At 72.3% G+C, this 17,681-nt stretch carries 15 protein-coding genes; 6 read left to right on the forward strand and 9 right to left on the reverse strand.

All coding sequences use genetic code 11. The annotated features are described in order from the left end of the window. Positions 1-17: 17 nt before the first annotated feature. From ACPPVX_RS21450 to ACPPVX_RS21460, 3 genes are all read left to right on the forward strand, one after another. Positions 18-482 carry a 2,4'-dihydroxyacetophenone dioxygenase family protein gene (locus ACPPVX_RS21450; protein WP_426572618.1) on the forward strand — a complete coding sequence of 155 codons (465 nt, stop codon included), beginning with the start codon at positions 18-20 and terminating at the stop codon, positions 480-482. Positions 483-580: 98 nt separating this feature from the next. Beyond that, positions 581-982 carry a YciI family protein gene (locus ACPPVX_RS21455; protein WP_426572619.1) on the forward strand — a complete coding sequence of 134 codons (402 nt, stop codon included), beginning with the start codon at positions 581-583 and terminating at the stop codon, positions 980-982. Then, positions 979-2,235 carry an RNA polymerase sigma factor gene (locus ACPPVX_RS21460; RefSeq protein ID WP_426572620.1) on the forward strand — a complete coding sequence of 419 codons (1,257 nt, stop codon included), beginning with the start codon at positions 979-981 and terminating at the stop codon, positions 2,233-2,235. Before ACPPVX_RS21455 ends, ACPPVX_RS21460 begins: the two co-directional genes overlap by 4 nt. Here ACPPVX_RS21460 and ACPPVX_RS21465 read toward each other — a convergent pair. Together ACPPVX_RS21465 and ACPPVX_RS21470 are read right to left on the reverse strand one after the other, a co-directional pair. Beyond that, positions 2,226-4,577 (reverse strand): arylsulfatase, encoded by a 2,352-nt coding sequence (locus tag ACPPVX_RS21465; protein WP_426572621.1) that lies wholly within the window; start codon positions 4,575-4,577, stop codon positions 2,226-2,228. The genes ACPPVX_RS21460 and ACPPVX_RS21465 overlap by 10 nt on opposite strands. 31 nt (positions 4,578-4,608) lie before the next feature. Beyond that, positions 4,609-5,562, reverse strand: a complete 954-nt coding sequence (locus ACPPVX_RS21470) for a nucleoside hydrolase (RefSeq protein ID WP_426572622.1) — start codon at positions 5,560-5,562, stop codon at positions 4,609-4,611. Positions 5,563-5,593: 31 nt separating this feature from the next. Here ACPPVX_RS21470 and ACPPVX_RS21475 point away from each other — a divergent pair, with 31 nt between their 5' ends. After that, positions 5,594-6,508 (forward strand): ribokinase, encoded by a 915-nt coding sequence (locus ACPPVX_RS21475; protein ID WP_426572623.1) that lies wholly within the window; start codon positions 5,594-5,596, stop codon positions 6,506-6,508. On the opposite strand, the gene ACPPVX_RS21480 is transcribed toward ACPPVX_RS21475, so the two are convergent. The 5 genes from ACPPVX_RS21480 to ACPPVX_RS21500 are packed head-to-tail and all read right to left on the reverse strand — an operon-like array spanning position 6,505 to position 13,045. Then, a complete protein-coding gene (locus tag ACPPVX_RS21480; protein ID WP_426572624.1) occupies positions 6,505-7,470 on the reverse strand; it encodes a lysophospholipid acyltransferase family protein in 966 nt (321 codons plus the stop codon). The two genes, ACPPVX_RS21475 and ACPPVX_RS21480, sit on opposite strands and share 4 nt — an antisense overlap. Before the next feature lie 10 nt (positions 7,471-7,480). After that, entirely contained in the window at positions 7,481-9,073 is a 1,593-nt protein-coding gene (locus tag ACPPVX_RS21485; RefSeq protein WP_426572625.1) for a lactate racemase domain-containing protein, read from the reverse strand. After that, positions 9,073-9,537 (reverse strand): nuclear transport factor 2 family protein, encoded by a 465-nt coding sequence (locus tag ACPPVX_RS21490; RefSeq protein WP_426572626.1) that lies wholly within the window; start codon positions 9,535-9,537, stop codon positions 9,073-9,075. Before ACPPVX_RS21490 ends, ACPPVX_RS21485 begins: the two co-directional genes overlap by 1 nt. After that, complete coding sequence (locus tag ACPPVX_RS21495; RefSeq protein ID WP_426572627.1) at positions 9,534-10,697, reverse strand: zinc-dependent alcohol dehydrogenase; 1,164 nt, start codon at positions 10,695-10,697, stop codon at positions 9,534-9,536. The genes ACPPVX_RS21490 and ACPPVX_RS21495 overlap by 4 nt, the downstream gene beginning before the upstream one ends. After that, positions 10,694-13,045, reverse strand: a complete 2,352-nt coding sequence (locus ACPPVX_RS21500) for an HAD-IB family hydrolase (protein ID WP_426572628.1) — start codon at positions 13,043-13,045, stop codon at positions 10,694-10,696. Before ACPPVX_RS21500 ends, ACPPVX_RS21495 begins: the two co-directional genes overlap by 4 nt. A 66-nt stretch (positions 13,046-13,111) precedes the next feature. Here ACPPVX_RS21500 and ACPPVX_RS21505 point away from each other — a divergent pair, with 66 nt between their 5' ends. Continuing rightward, positions 13,112-13,708: a TetR/AcrR family transcriptional regulator gene (locus ACPPVX_RS21505; RefSeq protein ID WP_426572629.1), complete on the forward strand. Its 597-nt coding sequence runs from the start codon at positions 13,112-13,114 to the stop codon at positions 13,706-13,708. Positions 13,709-13,837: 129 nt separating this feature from the next. Here the strand turns inward: ACPPVX_RS21505 and ACPPVX_RS21510 are convergent, their stop codons facing one another. Continuing rightward, on the reverse strand, positions 13,838-14,920 hold the full coding sequence (locus ACPPVX_RS21510) for a D-alanine--D-alanine ligase family protein (RefSeq protein WP_426572630.1): 1,083 nt from the start codon (positions 14,918-14,920) through the stop codon (positions 13,838-13,840). An 86-nt stretch (positions 14,921-15,006) separates the two neighbouring features. On the opposite strand from ACPPVX_RS21510, the gene ACPPVX_RS21515 reads away from it, so the two are divergent. Next, positions 15,007-16,326, forward strand: coding sequence for a UDP-N-acetylmuramoyl-tripeptide--D-alanyl-D-alanine ligase (locus tag ACPPVX_RS21515; RefSeq protein WP_426572631.1), 1,320 nt, complete (start codon positions 15,007-15,009; stop codon positions 16,324-16,326). A gap of 21 nt (positions 16,327-16,347) precedes the next feature. Here the strand turns inward: ACPPVX_RS21515 and ACPPVX_RS21520 are convergent, their stop codons facing one another. Then, the gene (locus tag ACPPVX_RS21520; protein WP_426572632.1) at positions 16,348-17,676 is read right to left on the reverse strand and encodes an MFS transporter; all 1,329 of its coding nucleotides are present in this window, start codon (positions 17,674-17,676) and stop codon (positions 16,348-16,350) included. Positions 17,677-17,681: the final 5 nt, after the last annotated feature.

Below are 17,681 nucleotides of genomic sequence, written 5' to 3' on the forward strand. Positions count from 1 at the left end.
CGTGGTTGGCTTTGGCCATGACGCTCATGGACATCCCGGCCGCCCTCCACCGCGGCGAAGACGAACTGCCCTTCGTGACCATCGACGAGGGCGTCGAGCTGCAGGTGCTGCAGATCGACATCCCCAACGGCCTCTGGGTCATCCGCAACCGCTTCCAGCCCGGGAGCCGGGTGCAGAAGCACAAGCACACCGGCCAGGTCTTCGCGTTCACCCAGTCGGGGTCGTGGAAGTACGAGGAGTACCCCGAGGTCAACCGGGCCGGGTCGTACCTGTTCGAGCCCGCCGGCTCGGTCCACACCCTGATCGTGCCCGAGACCAACACCGAGGTCACCGACGTGTGGTTCGCCATCTACGGCGCCAACCTCAACCTGGCCGAGGACGGCTCCGTCGACCTGGTGATCGACGCCCAGATGGTCTACGAGTTCTACGCGGCGCTGTGCGAGGCCGCCGGCCACCCCAACCCGCCGGTGATCGGCGCCTGAGGATTCCTGCTGCCCGGATGTAGAGGATCGGATCCCAGCTCCGACATCCCGATGAGCGGCGCCGCTGGGGCGCCGCCACCGACGAGAAGGACCGAACGATGCGATTCATGCTGCTGCAGAACTACAACGAGCCCGCCTCCGGGGCGCCGCCGATCAACGAGTGGAAGGCGGCCGACTTCCAGGCGCACATCGACTTCCAGATCCGCCTCAACCAGGAGCTCGTCGATTCCGGCGAGCTGGTCGATGCCCAGGGCCTCGCCGGGCCCGATCAGGCCAAGCTGGTCACGTCCGACGGCGTCCACGCCCCGGTGGTCACCGACGGACCGTTCCCCGAGGCGAAGGAGCTGCTCGCCGGCTATCGCCTCGTCGACGTCGACACCTACGAGCGGGCCGTCGAGCTGGCAGGACGCGTGTCGGCTGCTCCCGGCCCCGATGGGGTGCCGATCCAGCAGCCGATCGAGCTCCGCCAGGTGATGAGCGCCCCCGACCCCGAGGTGTGAGCTCCGCGCCCACCACCGAGGACCTGCTGCGCGACCTGGCGCCGCAGGTCCTCGGGGCGGTCGTGCGCCGCTACGGCCACTTCGCCGACGCCGAGGACGCGGTGCAGGAGGCGCTCGTCGCCGCGTCGACCGCCTGGCCCGAGCGCGGCGTGCCGGACAGGCCGCTGGGGTGGCTCATCCGCGTGGCCTCGCGCCGCATGGCCGACCAGTACCGCAGCGACGATGCCCGGCGCCGGCGCGAGGACCTGGCCGCGTCGTGGTCGCTCACCGAGCCCGAGGCGGTGACGGGCCGCGACGACTCGCTGCTGCTCCTGTACCTGTGCTGCGCCCCGTCGCTCACCCCGGCGTCGGCGATCCCGCTCACGCTGCGCGCCGTCGGTGGCCTCACGACTCGAGAGATCGCCGCCGCGTTCCTGGTGCCCGAGGCCACCATGGCCCAGCGCATCAGCCGGGCCAAGGCCAAGGTGAAGAGCGATCCCGACGGCTTGGCCCCGCCCTCACCGGAGGAGCGGGCGGAGCGGCTGCGGTCGGTGCTCCACGTGCTCTACCTGCTGTTCAACGAGGGCTACGCCACCAGCGGCGGCCCGGAGCTGGCTCGCACCGACCTCTCCGGCGAGGCCATCCGCCTCACCCGCCTGGTCCGGCGCTCGGCCCCCGACGATCCGGAGGTGGCCGGCCTGCTCGCCCTGATGGTCCTGACCGATGCCCGCCGTCCGGCCCGGACGGGTCCCGGCGGCGAGCTCATCCCGCTGGCCGAGCAGGACCGCTCCCGCTGGGACCGCGAGCAGATCGCCGAGGGCATCGTGCTGCTCAACGAGGCACTGCCGAACGGCCGGGTGGGGGAGTACCAGCTGCAGGCGGCCATCGCGGCGGGGCACGACCGGGCCACCTCCCACGACGACACCGACTGGGCCGAGATCGCCGCGCTGTACGCCCTCCTCGAGCGCCTGACCGCCAACCCCACGGTCACCTTGAACCGGGCCGTGGCGGTGGCCATGGCCGAGGGGCCCGAGGCCGGTCTCGCCCTGCTGGCCGGGCTCGACGAGCAGCTCGGCGACCACCACCGCCTGCACGCCGTGCGCGGCCACCTGCTGGAGCGCGCCGGCGACCGCGACGCCGCGGTCGTGGAGCTGCGCGCCGCGGCGGCCGGGACCGCCAACCTCCGCGAGCGCGACTACCTCACCACCAAGGCCGCCGAGCTGGCGGCCGGTCCGACCGCCGGGCCGACCGCCGGGCCGGCCGGTCACTCGTAGCGGAGGCCGATCTCCCGCAGGAGGTCGATGAAGTTGCCGCCGGCATCGGGGGCCGGGGTGCCCGGCGTGTAGCTGACGGCGACCAGGTCGCCCGAGTACGGGAACGTCCCGTGGGCCTCGTGGACGGCCCAGCTCACGGGCGATCGGCGGTCGATGCCCACGTTGATGCCCTCGAAGGGCGCCATGGCTCCGAGCATGACCAGGCCGTCGACCGAGCCCACGTCCGTGCCGTCGACCGCCACCTTCGCGTTCCAGCGCCAGCTGCCGGGCGCCTCGATGGCGAGGCGGATGTGCTCGGCCCCGTCGGGCACCGGGCCGCAGCGCAGCTCGGTCATGGTGCCGTAGCCGTTGTGGGCGAAGACGAGCTCGCCGGTGTCGTCGACGTAGAGCGAGTAGCCGCCGCCCTGGTCGCCGTGCGAGACGAGGACGCCGCGGTCGCCGGCCCGGTGGTGCAGCTCCACGTCGACGTCGAACGAGCGCCACTGGATGAGCATCTGCGACCGGTACCGCTCGAGGGTGTGGGTTCCCGCCACGATGCGGACCGGCTGCTGGAGGGGCAGGTCGAAGTCGGGGCGCACCACGTAGCGCAGCCGCGACCCCTCTTCGAGCGGGTACACCTGGTTCCGCCGGGCCGCCGCCTCCCACGCCGCCGCCATCTCCGCCACCCGCTCGGGGTGGTCGGCGGCCACGTTGCGGGTCTCGGTGCGGTCGGTGGCCAGGTGGTACAGCTCCCACTCGTGGTCGCCGAAGGGGGTGAGCGGCTGGTGGCGGGTGACGATCTCCCACTCGCCGTCGTAGTACCCCCGGTGGCCCGCCATCTCGAGGTGCTGCCCGCCGCGGGGGTGCGGCGCGGCCGGGTCGCCCAGCACGGCTCCCATCGACAGGCCGGTGAGCGGCTGCAGGGCGATGCCGTTGCGCGCGTCGGGACGGGTGACGCCGCTCAGCTCGCACAGGGTGGGCAGGAGGTCGGTGGCGTGGGCCCACTGGTCCCGGAGGCCGGCGGCGGCGGGCCCGGCCGGCCAGTGGAAGATGAACGGCACCGAGTGGCCGCCGGCGTGGGTGTTGATCTTGTAGAGCCGGAACGGGGTGGTGGACGCCATCGCCCAGCCCCGGGGGTAGTGGACCAGCGTCTGCGGGCCGCCGGCGAGATCGATCCGGCTCCGGTCGAAGTCGAGGTCCTCCATGTCGGTGACGTTCTTCGACACGAGCGTGCGGAAGTACGACGTGGTGCCGACGTCCTCGCCCTCGCGGGACGCGCCGTTGTCGGACAGGAACACGAAGATCGTGTTGTCGGCCTCGCCCAGCTCCTCGAGCGCGGCGTAGAGGCGGCCGACCGACTGGTCGACGGCGTCGACCATCGCGGCGTACACCTCCATGTACCGGGCGAAGAGGGCCTGGTCGACGGGCTCGAGGGTGTCCCAGGGGGCGACCTCGTCGCCGTCCTCGCTGTTGCGCGGGGCCAGCGCCGTGCCCTCCGGCAGCAGGCCCAGCTCCATCTGGCGCTGGTGGCGGGCCAGGCGGATGGCGTCCCAGCCGGCGTCGTACCGGCCGTGGTGCCGGGCCAGGTCGCTCGCCTTGCACTGCAGCGGCGCGTGGATGGCGATGTGGGCGAAGTACATCAGGAACGGCTTCGACGGGTTCGACGCCTTCGAGTGGCGGATCATCGAGATGGCCCGGTCGGTGAGGTCGTCGGTGACGTAGTAGCCGTCGGGGTACTGGTCGAGCTCCTGGCTGTGGTTGTCCTCGACGATGCGGTGGGGGTGGTGGAGGTTGGTGAACGCGTCGAGCACGCCGTAGTAGCGGTCGAACCCGCGCTGGCACGGCCAGCTGTGGCGAGGGCCGGCATCGGACAGGTCGCTGTCCTTCGTGAGGTGCCACTTGCCGATGGCGAAGGTGGAGTAGCCGGCGTCGCGGAACACCTCGGCGGCCGTGGCCACGTCGTCGGCCAGCTCCGCGGCGTAGCCCGGGAAGCCAGGGTCGGAGTTGGCGACGTGGCCGGCGCCGGCCCGGTGCGGGTTCACACCGGTGAGCAGCGCGGCGCGGGTGGGCGAGCACATGGGCGTGACGTGGAAGTTGGTGAACTGCTGGCCCGCGGCCGCCAGGCGGTCGAGGTTGGGGGTGGGGATCTCGGAGCCGTAGCAGCCGAGGTCGGCGAAGCCCAGGTCGTCGGCCAGGACGATCACGATGTTGGGGGCATCGGCACCCGGCTCGGGCCGCGGCGGCCACCAGCTCTCCGAGCCGGCGAACGTGTTGCCCACCTTCCCGCCGAACCCCTGGTAGGGCCCGGCCGGCGGCCCCCCGGCCGGCGAGGTGGTGCTGGTGTGGTCCCCTGTGCTGCTCACGGTGGCGACCGTACCGTGACCTGACGGGTGGTCAGGCCCAGAGCGCGCACGCCTCGACGATCAGGTCGAGGGCGGCCGGGGCGTCGACCGTGTGGACCCACCGGGTGCGGGCCCCCGACTCGGACGGCCGGGTGCCCTGGGCGGTGAAGATGCGGCGGTCGACCAGGGTGGCGCCGCGGCTGAGGTTGCCGGCGGTCTCCACGTGGATCGGGGTGGCCTGCTCGGTGAACAGGTGCGGGTGGGTGACGGCCAGCAGCGCGACGGGGTCGTGCAGCGGCGGCTCGGTGGACGACGAGGCGTAGCGGCCGAAGGCGGCCAGCTCGGTGGCGATGATCTCGGTGACCAGCACCGCCGCCGGGCCGCCGACGGTGGCCAGCCGGTCGAGCAGGGCCTGGTTGCCCGTGACCTGGTGCGTGAGATCGAGCCCGCACATCCGGACGGTGCAGTCGGCGCCGAACACGATGGCGGCAGCCTCGGGGTCGGCGTACACGTTGAACTCGGCGGCCGCGGTGACGTTGCCGCCCAGGGCGCCGCCGCCCATGAGGCAGATGCCGGCCAACCGGCTGGCGAACCCGGGATCGCGGCGCAGGGCCAGGGCCACGTTGGTGAGCGGGCCGGTGGCCACCAGCCAGAGCCCCTCCTCGGCTCGGGTGGCGTCGAGCAGGAACCCCACGCCATCGGGGCCGGCCTGGCGGTCGGGGGCCGGGAGGTTGGTGCCGTCCATCCCCGATTCGCCGTGCACCTCGGCGGCGTCGATCGGGTCGGCGAGCAGGGGCCGGGCGGCGCCTTCGTGGACGGGCACGTCCCAGTCGAGGAGCCGGGCGACGGCCAGCGCGTTGCGGGTGGTGTGGTGCAGGCCGACGTTGCCGCTGACCGTGGTGATGCCCACCACATCGGCGTACGCCGCCGCGCAGATGAGCATGATGGCGTCGTCGTGCCCCGGGTCGCAGTCGACGAGGATGCGCGGGCGCACGGGATCGGTCACATCGGCGACGGTAGTGGGGCAGGATGCCGGGATGGGTCGGGTGTGGGTGGTCGGCAGCCTCAACGTGGACCGCCCGTGGCGGGTCGTGCGCCACCCGGCGGTGGGGGAGACGGTGGTGGGCGAGATGCTCGCCCCCCTTCCGGGCGGCAAGGGCCTCAACCAGGCGGTGGCCGCGGTGCGGGCGGGCGCCGACGCGTCGCTGCTCGGCACCGTGGGCGACGATGCGGACGGGCGCTGGCTCCAGGGGGTGGCGCGCGACGAGGGCATCGACGTGGCCCACGTGGTGGCGGTGGCCGATGCCGCGACCGGGAGCGCGCTGATCGTGGTCGACGAGGCGGGGGCCAACACCGTGACCGTGTCCGCCGGCGCGAACGCCCGGACCACCTTCCCGGAGGTGCCGATCGCCGCCCGCGACGTGGTGGTGGCCCAGCTGGAGGTTCCGGTCGACGCGGTCACGAGCGCACTGATGGTGGCCCACGTGACGGGCGCCCGGTCGATCCTGAACCCGTCGCCCATCGGCCACGGCGTGGCCCTCGTCCCGTCGGCCGACGTGGTGGTGGTCAACCAGCACGAGGCGGCCGCGCTGGTCGGTCCCGGCACCGAGCCCGCGGCCGACTCGGCGGGGGCCCTGGCCCACGCCCAGCGGATCCGCACCGGCGATCAGATCGTGGTGGTGACGCTCGGCGCCGATGGGGTGGTGGCGAGCGGGCCCTCGGGCGATCACGTGCTGGCGGGCATCCGCGTCCAGCCTGTCGACACCACGGGCGCGGGCGACTGCTTCTTGGGCGTGCTCGCCGCCGGTCTGGCCCGAGGCGATGACCTGCTCCCGGCGCTCGAGCGCGCCAACCACGCGGCCGCCATCTCCGTCACCCGCGCCGGCACCGTGCCGGCGATGCCCGCCGCCGCCGAGCTCGACGACGGCGGTGGTGCGGGGGTGGCCGGCTAGAGCTCGGGCCAGCGCTTGGAGGTCGACGGGCGCTTGCGCTGGCCCGTGAGCTCCCAGGTGCGCCGCCACGCGCCCGACTGCGGTCCGGCCAGGGTGGGCGTCTCGCCCGCGGCGGCGCGGCGGCGAGCCGAGTACCAGTCCGTCGTGGCCTCGTCGGCCAGGGCGGCGACGGCGGACTCGATGCGGTCGGCGAAGGGCTGCGAGCGCTCGCCGTCGGCGGCGCGCAGCGGCGTGCCGAACGTGACCACCGTGCGCTGCGGCTTCGGGCGGCTCTTGCCCTTCGGCAGGATGCGGCCGGTGCCGGCGATGTGGACCGGGACGACCGGCACGTCGCAGCGGATCGCCAGGTAGGCGGCGCCGCCGCGGAAGGGCTGGCCCCAGCCGTCGGGGGAGCGGCCGCCCTCGGGGAAGATGATCATGCTCCAGCCGTCGTCGATCAGGCCGGCGGCCTGGTCGGCGGAGCGGCGGCCCACCTTGGTGCGCTCGATCGGGATGGCGTTGAGGACCAGGGCGGAGGCGGTGGCCTTCACCCGGCTGTCGAAGAAGTAGTCGGCGGCCGCGGCCGCGAACACCTGGTGGCGGTACGGCTCGGGCAGCGAGGTGATGAGCAGGCCGGCGTCGACGTGGCTGTGGTGGTTGGCGGCGAAGATCACCGGGCCCTCGAGGTCGGCGAGGCGGTCGAGGCCGTTGCGCTCGGGCTGGGCGAGCCCGGCGATGATCGGCCGCACGACGCCTTCGGTGAGGAAGAACCGGGCGTAGCGGGCCGGCATCTTGCGGGCCCACTCGGAGTCGTAGTGGCCGAGGAGCTTCTGCTCCTGCGGCGCCGGCTCGACCGTGAGCGGCGTGGTGGGCGCCCGGTACGGGAAGGTGGTCTGCGAGACGAGCGCGCGGACGGGCGGCACCTTGGCGCGCGCCTTCTGCGCACTGGCCAGCAGCTTCTCCACCCCCTTGCGATCCACCATCAGCCCGCCCTCACTTCACGTCGGCCATGAGGATGGGGGGGTTCTTGAGGTGGGTGATGGTGGGGTGCCGGCCGACGACGTCCTCGGCCATCTCGAAGGCGTCGTTGAGGGTGGAGGCGGCCTTGAAGCCGAGGCGGTGGACGGCGCGCTTGTCGCCGCCGACGATGATCACGCGACCCAGGTGCTTCAGCGCGTGGCTGCCCCAGTACCACATGTAGAACGGGTGGACGCCGTGGTAGGCGTAGCTCGTGCGGTACAGGTGGCGGTACCACTCGTCCTCGGCGAACTGCTTCTCCCACTTCTGCTCGATCTCCTTGGGGTCCGTGGTGTCGGCCAGGACCTGCTCGAAGAAGTCGATGTAGCTCGGGTGGTGGACCGGGTGGAACTCCCACGGCGTGGGGTGCGTCATGATCAGCACGCCTCCCTCGCGGACCAGCGGCTTCCCGCGGTACATGTTGAAGAAGTACCCGAGCCCGAGGCACATCACCAGGATGGGGTTCATGATCGAGTTCACGTTGTAGGGGCAGATGTAGGGCAGCCCCATCGTGAGGATGTCGGTCTGGCCCTCGACCTCGACGATGTGCTGGTCGAAGCACTTCTCGAGGGTGCGCTCGTGGACGGGCTCGATGGCGCCGGCGGTGACCGAGGTGACGCCGTAGGGCGCGCGGTGGGCCTGGAAGATCTTGCGGCGGGTGCTCGACGACACGCGCTTGAGCCCCTGCTGCATGCCGATGAACGACACGCGGTCCTTGGCCGTCCACTCCCACTCGCGCTTGGCGAGCACGCTCATCGGGCCGTCTTGGCCGAACGTGTCGTTGTTGATGGTGGTCTCGATCTGGAAGACCTTCACCCCGGCGTCGGCGATGACCTTGCCCATGCGCCAATTGCTGTGGTGCAGCTCGGAGTTGTGGCGGTCCATGAAGCTCTTGGAGTGCTCCATGGTGTGCACGTTGTGGTGGTGCTTGATGCTCCGGTAGCTGGCCAGGCCGGTGGCGGTGCTCTTGTGGCCGCCGTCCATGCTGACGATGTTGATGTTGACGTAGATCAGCAGGTCGGACTCGGCCGCCCGCTTGTTGATCTCGACCTCTTCGCCGTGCTTGGTCTCACCGAGGAACGCCAGGTTGTCGGGGTCTTCGGCGTCGTGGTTGTAGAGCGCGCCCTGCGGGGCGAAGGCGTCGTACACCCGGTCGCCGACGGCCTGGCGCAGCTCGTCCTCGGTCATCCGCCGGTGCAGCGCCAGGGCGGCGATGAGGTGGACGTCGTCGACGCCGGCCGCGGCGGCCATGTCGAGCACGGCTTCGATCACCCGCTGGCGGATGTCGGGGCGCTTCATGGGCGGGAGCGGCAGCGAGACGTCGTCGAACGCGATGGTCAGCTTCATGCCCGGCTTGAGCAGCGTGGGCAGCGGGTCCATCTCGAGGGGGTTGAGCAGCGCGTGCTGGATCTCGGCCTCGACGTCGTCGAGCGCGTCGAGGGGCTCGCCCGGGTAGATCACGCGGGTGCGGTCGGCGGGGAGCTTCTCCAGCCGGAACCCCTCGCCGTGGTGGAAGAGGACGGGTGGCGTCGACTTGTCGACGTCGAGGACGAAACCGGGACGGGGCATCAGGATGCTTCCTCGTGGAGGGAGGGTGCGGGGGAGGTGGTCTTGGTGGCGATGCGCGACATCAGGTCGACGCGCCACGCCGGCGGCTCGGACTCGCCCTCGTCGACCCAGAGGTCGATGGACGAGCGGATCTTCTTGTCGGTGACGACGACCTGCTGGGCGCAGAACGCGCGCTCGTCGCCGACGTGGACCTCGATCCAGGCGAGGACGTGGCGGCCGTCGGCGTTGACCCGCTGGACCTCGACGTGCCAGTCGCCGGGGTAGGCCTGGTTCATGGCGATGAAGGTGTCGGCGCCGTCGAACTTCTCGGCGGTGGCGGGCCAGATGACGACGAGGTCGTCGGCCAGGAGGAGCCGGGCTCCCTCCCAGTCGCGGGCTTCCATGCGCTCCCAGAACGCCCGGACGATGGCCGACGGGGCGCGGAGCTTCTTGCGCTTGGTCGGTGCCGGACCGAGCCGGCTCACCGCTTGGCCTTCGGCTTCTTGCGGAGGTCGAAGGCGACCTTGACGGCCCCTCGCATGCCGGCGTTGGCGGCGTGCTCGATGGCCACGGTGTAGCGGTCGAGCGGGTAGGTGGCGCTGACGAGCCGGCCGAGGTCGTGCTCTTGGGCCAGCTCCAGCGCCCGCTCGAAGTCGGGGCGGGTGTAGGCGTAGCTGCCCGAGATGCTGCTCTCGCGGTGCCACAGGCTGGTGAGGTCGAGCGTGGTGTGACCGGGCATGCCGACCACCACGATCTGGCCGCCGGGCGCCACCACCTGGAGGGCCTGCGTGAGGCTGGCCTCGGTGCCGACGCAGTCGACCACCAGCTCGACGCCGTCGGTGAGCTGGCCGCCGTCGAACACGAAGGCACCGGTGAGGCTCCGGACCACCCGGCCCAGCGTGCGCGGGCTGACCACCTGGTCGGCGCCCAGGCCCAGGGCGAGCACGTGCTGGTGCGGGTACTTGGCGGTGGCGATGACGGTGCCGGACGGGCCCTCGGCGCGCAGGGCGGCGATGGTGAGCAGCCCGAGCGTGCCGGACCCGATCACCGCGATGCGCTGGTGCGGCCCGGTGGCGGCCACCTTGCGGGCGGCGTGCACGGCGCACGCGAGGGGCTCCACCATGACGGCGGCCTCGTCGCTCAGGTCGTCGGGGATGGTGAGGAGCTGGCTCGGGTGGGCGACCATCTCGCCCGACCAGCCGCCACCCGTGTCCTCGCAGTAGCCGCTCTGGAGGCCGGGCTCGAGGTGGCCGAACGCGATGCGGCCGCAGTGGTTGGTGCGCCCCGCGGCGCAGGCGCCGCAGACCGGCTCGATGCCGCGGGTCACGCACGACAGGATCGGGATGAGGACGGCCCGCGAGCCGTCCTCGAGGTCGCCGACCACCTCGTGGCCCGGGGTGAACGGGAACGACACGATCGGCTCGAAGTAGCGGCTGCTGTGCCCGTCGATGGTGGCCAGGTCGGAACCGCAGATGCCGGCCAGGCGGGGGCGCAGGCGCACCCAGTCGTCGGCGGGCAGCTTGAGGTCGTCGACGTCGACGAGCTTGAGCGGCCCGACCGAAGCACCCTTGCCCGCCGCGATCCGTCCGGCCACGCCCGCGGCGACGTACTTCCCCGGCTTGCGGGAGAACCGCAGGGCCTTCATCGGGGGGCCGCCTTGGCGACGGAGCGCTTGGGCGCCAGCGGGATGGGAGAGGGCTTGAAGCCGGGGGCCTTGGCCCACTGCTCGATGAGCCAGCCCCGCTTGCGGGCGAGCGATGCCAGGCGGGTCTCGGGGTTGACGGCGACGGGGAAGCCCACCACCTCGAGCATCGGCAGGTCGTTGGACGAATCGGCGTAGGCCACGCACTCGGCCAGGTCGATGTCGTGGGCGGCGGCGTAGTCGTACAGCGCCGAGGCCCGGCTCTCGCCGGTGGGCGGCACGTCGACCATCTGGCCGAGGTAGCGGCCGTCGTCGCCGACGGCGAGCGAGGCCGAGACGATGTCGTCGAAGAGCGGCTTGAGCGGCTCGACCACGAAGTCGAGGGCACCGGTGATGAGCACCGTGCGGTGGCCGAGTGCCCGGTGCTCGCGCACCCGGCGGATGGCGGCGGGGAAGCTCTTGGTGAGGATGAGCTGCGAGAGCATCTCCGCCGAGTCCTCCTGCAGCTGCGCGACCGAGGCGCCCTCGTAGCGGCGGTAGAACGAGCGGAGGAAGTCGCTGCGGTCGGAGCGGTCCATGCGCAGCAGGCCAGGGGCCTCGCCGATGAGCTTGGCGGTGAGGCGCAGCTTGTCGTCGCGGTCGAGCCGGCGGCTGGCGAGCCAGGCGTAGCTGGTGACGACGTTCGAGGCGATGAGCGTGTTCTCGAGGTCGAACGCCGCCATCTGGCGCTCGGGGGCGAGGACCTGGCGGCGCAGCCGGACCTCGCGCGACTCGCCGCGGCCCTTCTTGCCGTCGGTGCGGACCCGGGCGTGCTCGACGACCGACGGGAGGTGGATCTGGTGCACGTAGTGCGGCCAGTCGACGATCCGGGGGTCCATCGAGAAGGCGATCTGGTCGCTGGGCGAGAGCGAGGCCTGGAGGCCGAGCAGGTTGTCGACGCCGTAGATGGCCTCGCACGCGGTGTAGGCGCCGTACAGCTCGACGTAGGTGAGGGCCCGGCTGACGACCTCTCGCCGCTCCTCGACCTTGGCCGACCACGCCGCCTGCTTGCCGCGCAGGGGGAGCGAGCCGATGGCCGACTCGGTCATGTCGAGCAGGGCCTTGGCCCGGCCGAGCTGGCTCTGCACCCGGTTCCGGGTGGTGTAGCCCCAGTCGGGCACGGCGATGGGCTGGCCGGAGGCGTCGTAGAGCGGGTGCTCGCTGAACCAGCCCTGGACCAGCTCGACGAGGCGCTCGTACTTGAGCGGGTTGGCCGATCCCGATGCCACCTGGGTGATGTCGGGCGAGCCGTCGGCGTTGACCGGGCCGCGGGCGGCGACGCCGATGATGGCGCCCACCACGAGGTCGACCGGGATGACGTCGACCGTGCCCTCGGGGACGCCCGGGAACTCCTTCAGCAGGCCGCGGGCGTAGCTGATGATGACCGGCTCGGCCATGCGGAAGCCGCGGATCCAGCCCGGCACCGGCTCGGACCACGCCGACTCGATGATGGCGGGGCGGACCACGCTCACCGGCACGTTGCCGCGGTTCTCGGCCAGGGCCTTCTCGCCGAGGGCCTTGGTGTAGGCGTAGGCATCGGGCCAGCCGAGGCTGGTGGCGCGGGCGCGGCCGGCGTCGACCAGCTGGGCCTTCACCCACTCCTGGCGGAGCTGCTCGGACTTGCTGGCCAGCAGCGGCGTGCCGGCTCCGCCCAGCTCGTCGCGGGCCTTCACCATGAAGGTGGCGAGCTGCTCGGGGACGCGGCTGGCCGCTTCGGCGTCGGAGCGGACCCGGCGGGCGCCTTCGACCTCTCGTCGCCAGTTGATGTCGGAGATCCAGAAGGGGCTCTCGTCGACCCGGATCTCCGGCGCCGCGCCCCGGCGGTTGCCCGCCACGTAGCAGGTGGAGACGGCCACCAGGTGGGGAGCCACGCCGAGGTCCTGGAGGGTCTGGGCGATGCGGGTGGGGCCGAGGAGGTTGACCTCGACGGCGAGGTCGAGCGGGGAGTCGAAGCTCACCGTGGCGGCCGAGTGGATCACGATGTCGCAGCCGGCGAGCAGCTCGCGGCCCTCCGGCGTGAGGCCCAGCAGGTCGGTGCCGACATCGCCCTGGATGATCTGCACCCGGCGGGCCACGAGCTCGTCGAACGCCGCCTTGCCGCCCAGCTCGTCGCGGAGCCGGTCGAAGCAGTTGTTCTTGAAGATCTCCCGCTGGGCGCGCTGCTCGACGTTGCGCATCCGGCCGGCGCGGATCAGCAGGACCAGCTCGCAGTCGGGCACCGATCGCAGCAGGCGCTCGACCAGCGCGGTCCCGAGGAATCCGGTGGAGCCGGTGACGGCGATGCGCTTCCCGGCCAGGTCGTCGGCGATCACCGGTTCTGTCTACCAGATGGTAGAGAAGTGTGCGAGCATGGCGGCGACGACCTGTCGAGGAGTCCCGTGGCCGAAGCGATGCGCGAAGGGGTGAGCACCAGGGACCGCATCCTCGGCGCGGCCCTGGGGGCGTTCGCCGAGCGCGGCGTCGAGGCCACGTCGCTCGATTCGGTGGCCGCCGAGGTGGGGGTCCGCAAGCAGACGCTCCTCTACTGGTTCCCGTCGAAGGAGGTGCTCCTGTTCGGCGTGGTCGACCACGCCGTGGGGGAGCTCGGCCACGAGCTGACGGAGGCGGCCATCGGGGCCGGGCCCGACCTGGCCTCGCAGATCATCGCCGTCGTCGACGCCACCTTCCGGCTCGGCTCGGTCCGGCCCGAGCTGCTGGCCGTGGTCCGCGAGGTGTCGCGCCTGGGCCCGCCGGCGTCGACCCACCTGGCCCGGGCGGCCGAGCCGCTGGTGGCGGCGGCGTCGGGCGTGCTGGCCGGCGGGGCGGCGGTCGACGAGGACCAGATCCGCCGCGTGCTGCTGGCGGCCGGGGCCCGGGTGGTGGGCATCGCCACCGAGGCCGAGGTGCGCGCCGACCTCGGCCTGCCCGCCGACATCGCCTGGCTCCGCGCCCGCCGCCGAGCCGTCCTCGACTCGCTCCTCGCCGCCCTCACCTGACCACCCGGGTCTTGTGGTCGATCGTCCCCGCGTGAGGGGGAAGATCGACCAGCAAAACGTGGGGGCCGGGTTCTGTGGTCGATCGTCCCCTCGTCAGGGGGAAGATCGACCAGAAGACGGGGGAGGGGGTCAGCGGAGGCGGCGGTGGGGGGACCGGTGGGCGTGGCGGGCGAGGGCGAGGCGGATGAGCTCGTCGATGAGCTCCGGGTAGGCGAGGCCCGACTCGGCCCACAGCGACGGGAACATCGAGAACGGGGTGAAGCCTGGCAGCGTGTTGATCTCGTTGAAGAGCAGGCCGCGGCCCTCGGACTCGTAGAAGAAGTCGACCCGGGACAGGCCGTCGCAGCGCAGCGCCCGGTACGCGCGCACGGCGAGCGTGCGCATCTCCTCGGCCACGGCCGGGGGCACGTCGGCGGGGATCACCATCTCGGCGGCGCCGTCGACGTACTTGTCGTCGTAGTCGTAGAAGTCGTGGGTGGGCAGGATCTCGCCCACCACCGATGCCCGCGGCGCCTCGTTGCCGATGACGCCCACCTCCAGCTCGCGGGCGTCGACCGCCTCCTCCACCACGACCCACTCGTCGTACTGGGTGGCCTCGGCGAGGGCGGCGCGGAGGCCGCCGGGGTCGTCGGCGCGGCTGACCCCGACCGATGAGCCCATGTTCGAGGGCTTCACGAACACCGGCCAGCCCAGCTCGGCGCCGACGCGGGCGATGAACGCATCGTCGAGCTCGCTGTCGCGAGCCGAGATCCAGCGGCACACCGGGATGCCCGCGGCCTGGGCCACCACCTTGGCCGTGGCCTTGTCCATGTTGAGCGCCGAGCCGAGGACGCCCGTGCCCACGTAGGCCACGTCGGCCAGCTCGAGCAGGCCCTGCACGGTGCCGTCCTCACCACGGGGGCCGTGGAGGATGGGCAGCACCACGACCTGCTGGCCGGGGAGGGCCGGGGCGACGCTGCCCAGCGGCGTGATGTCGGTGCCGGACGCGTCGAGCACGCCGGGGATCGCGTCGGGTCCGGCCTGGAGCGCAGCGAGGGTGGCGTCGGAGCGCAGCCACCGCCCTTCGGGCGTGATGGCGATGGGGACCACGTCGTAGCGGCTGGTGTCGATCGCCCGCAGGACGTGGGCGGCCGAGACCCGGGACACCTCGTGCTCGGCGGACTGACCCCCGTAGAGCAGGACGATGCGGACGGGCGGCGGGCCATCGGTCATGGGGGCCGAGCATACGGGCGCCGCCCGGGGCGATCGGTCGGCGCCGTGGCCGGGCGGCGGGGGTGGGCCGGGTACGGTCGACGGCCATGCGGTTCACGACGACGGAGGTGGCGGACGCCACCGGGGGAGAGGTGTTCGGCCGGGAGGCCTCGGTCGACGGCGCCTCGATCGACTCCCGGCTGGTGCAGCCCGGCCAGCTCTTCGTCCCCATCGTCGCCGAGCGCGACGGCCACGACTTCATCACCACGGCGGTCCGGGCCGGGGCCTCGGCGTACCTCACGTCGGAGATGATCGGTGCCGGCACGGCCATCCGCGTGGCCGACACGGCCGTGGCGCTGAGCGCGCTCGGTTCGGCGGCGAGGGACCGGCTGGGCGACCGGGTGGTGGGCATCACCGGCAGCGTCGGCAAGACCTCGCTGAAGGACCTGCTGGCCTCGGTGGCCGCCACCACGTACCGCACCGCCGCGAGCGTGGGCTCGTTCAACAACGAGCTCGGCCTGCCGCTCACCCTCGTCAACGCCCCCGACGGCACCGAGTGCGCCGTGCTCGAGATGGGCGCCCGGGGGATCGGCCACATCGCCGAGCTGTGCACCGTCGGACGGCCCACCATCGGCGTCGTCACGCTGGTGGCCGGCGTGCACCTCGAGGCGTTCGGCACGCTCGACGACGTGGCCCAGGGCAAGGGCGAGCTGATCGAGGGGCTCCCCGCGTCGGGCACGGCGGTGCTCAACGCCGACGACCCCCGGGTGGCGGCGATGGCCCACCGCACCGAGGCCACCGTCCTCACCTTCGGCCAGGAGGGCGGGGAGGTCCACGCGGCCCACATCACCCTCGACGAGCACCTCCACCCCACGTTCGAGCTGCGGTCGCCGTGGGGCGTGGCCGACGTGCACCTGGCCATCGCCGGCCGCCACCAGGTCATCAACGCCCTGGGCGCGGCGGCGGCCGGCCTGGCCCTGGGGGTCGGCATCGAGCAGGTGGCCGAGGGGCTCGGGGGCGCCCGGCTGTCGGCGCTGCGCATGGACCTCGTGAACGTGGCCGCGGGCTACCGCGTGCTCGACGACAGCTACAACGCCAACCCCACCTCGATGGCCGCCGCCCTGCGCGCCATCGACGAGCTCCCCGCCAACCGCCGCTTCGCCGTCCTGGGCACCATGAACGAGCTGGGCGACGAGCAGGAGCAGCTGCACCGGTCGGTGGGCGCCCTCGCCGACGAGCTGGGCATCCGGATCATCTCCGTGGCGCAGCCCTGGTACGGCGCCGAGGGCGACGATGCGGTGGCCGACACGGGCGCGGCGCTGGAGCGCCTCCGGGAGCTGGGCCTCGGCGACGGCGACGTGGTGCTGGTGAAGGCCAGCCGTTCGGCCGGCCTCGAACGGGTGGCCGCGGCGCTCACCGCGCCCTGACCGCTCGGGCGACGAGACGAGCTACGCGGCGCTCGCCGGCTCCAGCCCGAGGACTCCCGAGGGCCGGCTCGGCAGCAGGTCGGCCCACCACGCCAGGAACAGGGCGAACACGGCGCTGATGCCCACGAGCGGCGTGATGCCCAGCTGCTCGATGACCCAGCCGCCGGCCAGCCCGCCGAACGGCACGGTGCCGCCGAAGCCCATGATCCACAGCGCCATGACCTTGCCCCGGACGCCGTCGTCGATGTCCTGCTGGAGCACCGTCGACAGGGACGTGATCACCGCGAAGTACACGCAGCCGAGCAGCAAGATGGCGACGTAGGCCGACGTCGCGCTGTGCAGCGTGCCGAAGGTCAGGATCATCACGGCGAACCCGACGAGGCCGAACCGCGTGAGGCGCGCCTTCGACGACGACGCGAAGACCGTGCCGATCGACAGGGCACCGATCACCGCGCCGAGCCCGAAGCAGCCGTAGAGGATCCCGTACTGGGTGCTCTTCGAGGCGATGCTGAGGTTGGTGTCGGCGATGGTGGGCATCTGCGTGATGAACGGCAGGCACAGGAACGAGAAGCTGAAGATCACGATGAGGCACTGGCGGACCACCCGGTCCGCCCGAGCGACGTCGATGCCCTCGAGGAGGCGGTGGAGGCCCTGGCTGCCCGTGGCCACCGGCGGGGGGAGCGTGACGCGCTGCAGGCTGAGGATGACGAAGCCGAAGCTGAGGGCGTTGAGCACGAACACCCACGACGGGCCCCAGGTGGTGTAGATCGCGGCGCCGATGAACGGGCCGATCACCCGCGAGGCGTTCATCTGGACGGAGTTGAGCGAGATGGCGCCGGACAGGTCTTCGCGGGGGACGAGGATCGGCACCACGGCACTGAAGATGGGGGCGTAGAGCGCGTTGCCGATGCCGATGATCAGCACCACGACGACCATGGCGACCTTGTTGGGATCGGCCGGGATGGTGACGAGCGCCAGGAGCACCGAGAACACCGCCTGCTGGACGCAGATGATGAGCAGCGAGCGCTTGCGGTCGAAGGCGTCGGCGATCATGCCGCCCACGACGGAGAACAGGAGCAGGGGGCCGAGCTGGGCGGCGATGATGATGCCGACGAACACCCCGGAGTGGGTGAGGTTGTAGGCCAGCGCGCCGAGCACCACGTTCTGCATCCAGGTGCCGATGTTGGAGGCGAACGCGCCGAGGTAGACGGTCCGGAACGTGCGGTGGGAGAAGGCGGCGCGGGCGGTGCCGGGCTCGAAGATCCGGTCACCGTCGACGTAGGCGTCCTCGCACTCCTCCCAATCGACCTCGCCGCGAGGATCGCGCTGGGGGTCGGAGGTGGTCGTCATCGCCA

Source organism: Aquihabitans sp. McL0605 (genome assembly GCF_049993875.1).
Lineage (GTDB): Bacteria > Actinomycetota > Acidimicrobiia > Acidimicrobiales > Iamiaceae > Aquihabitans.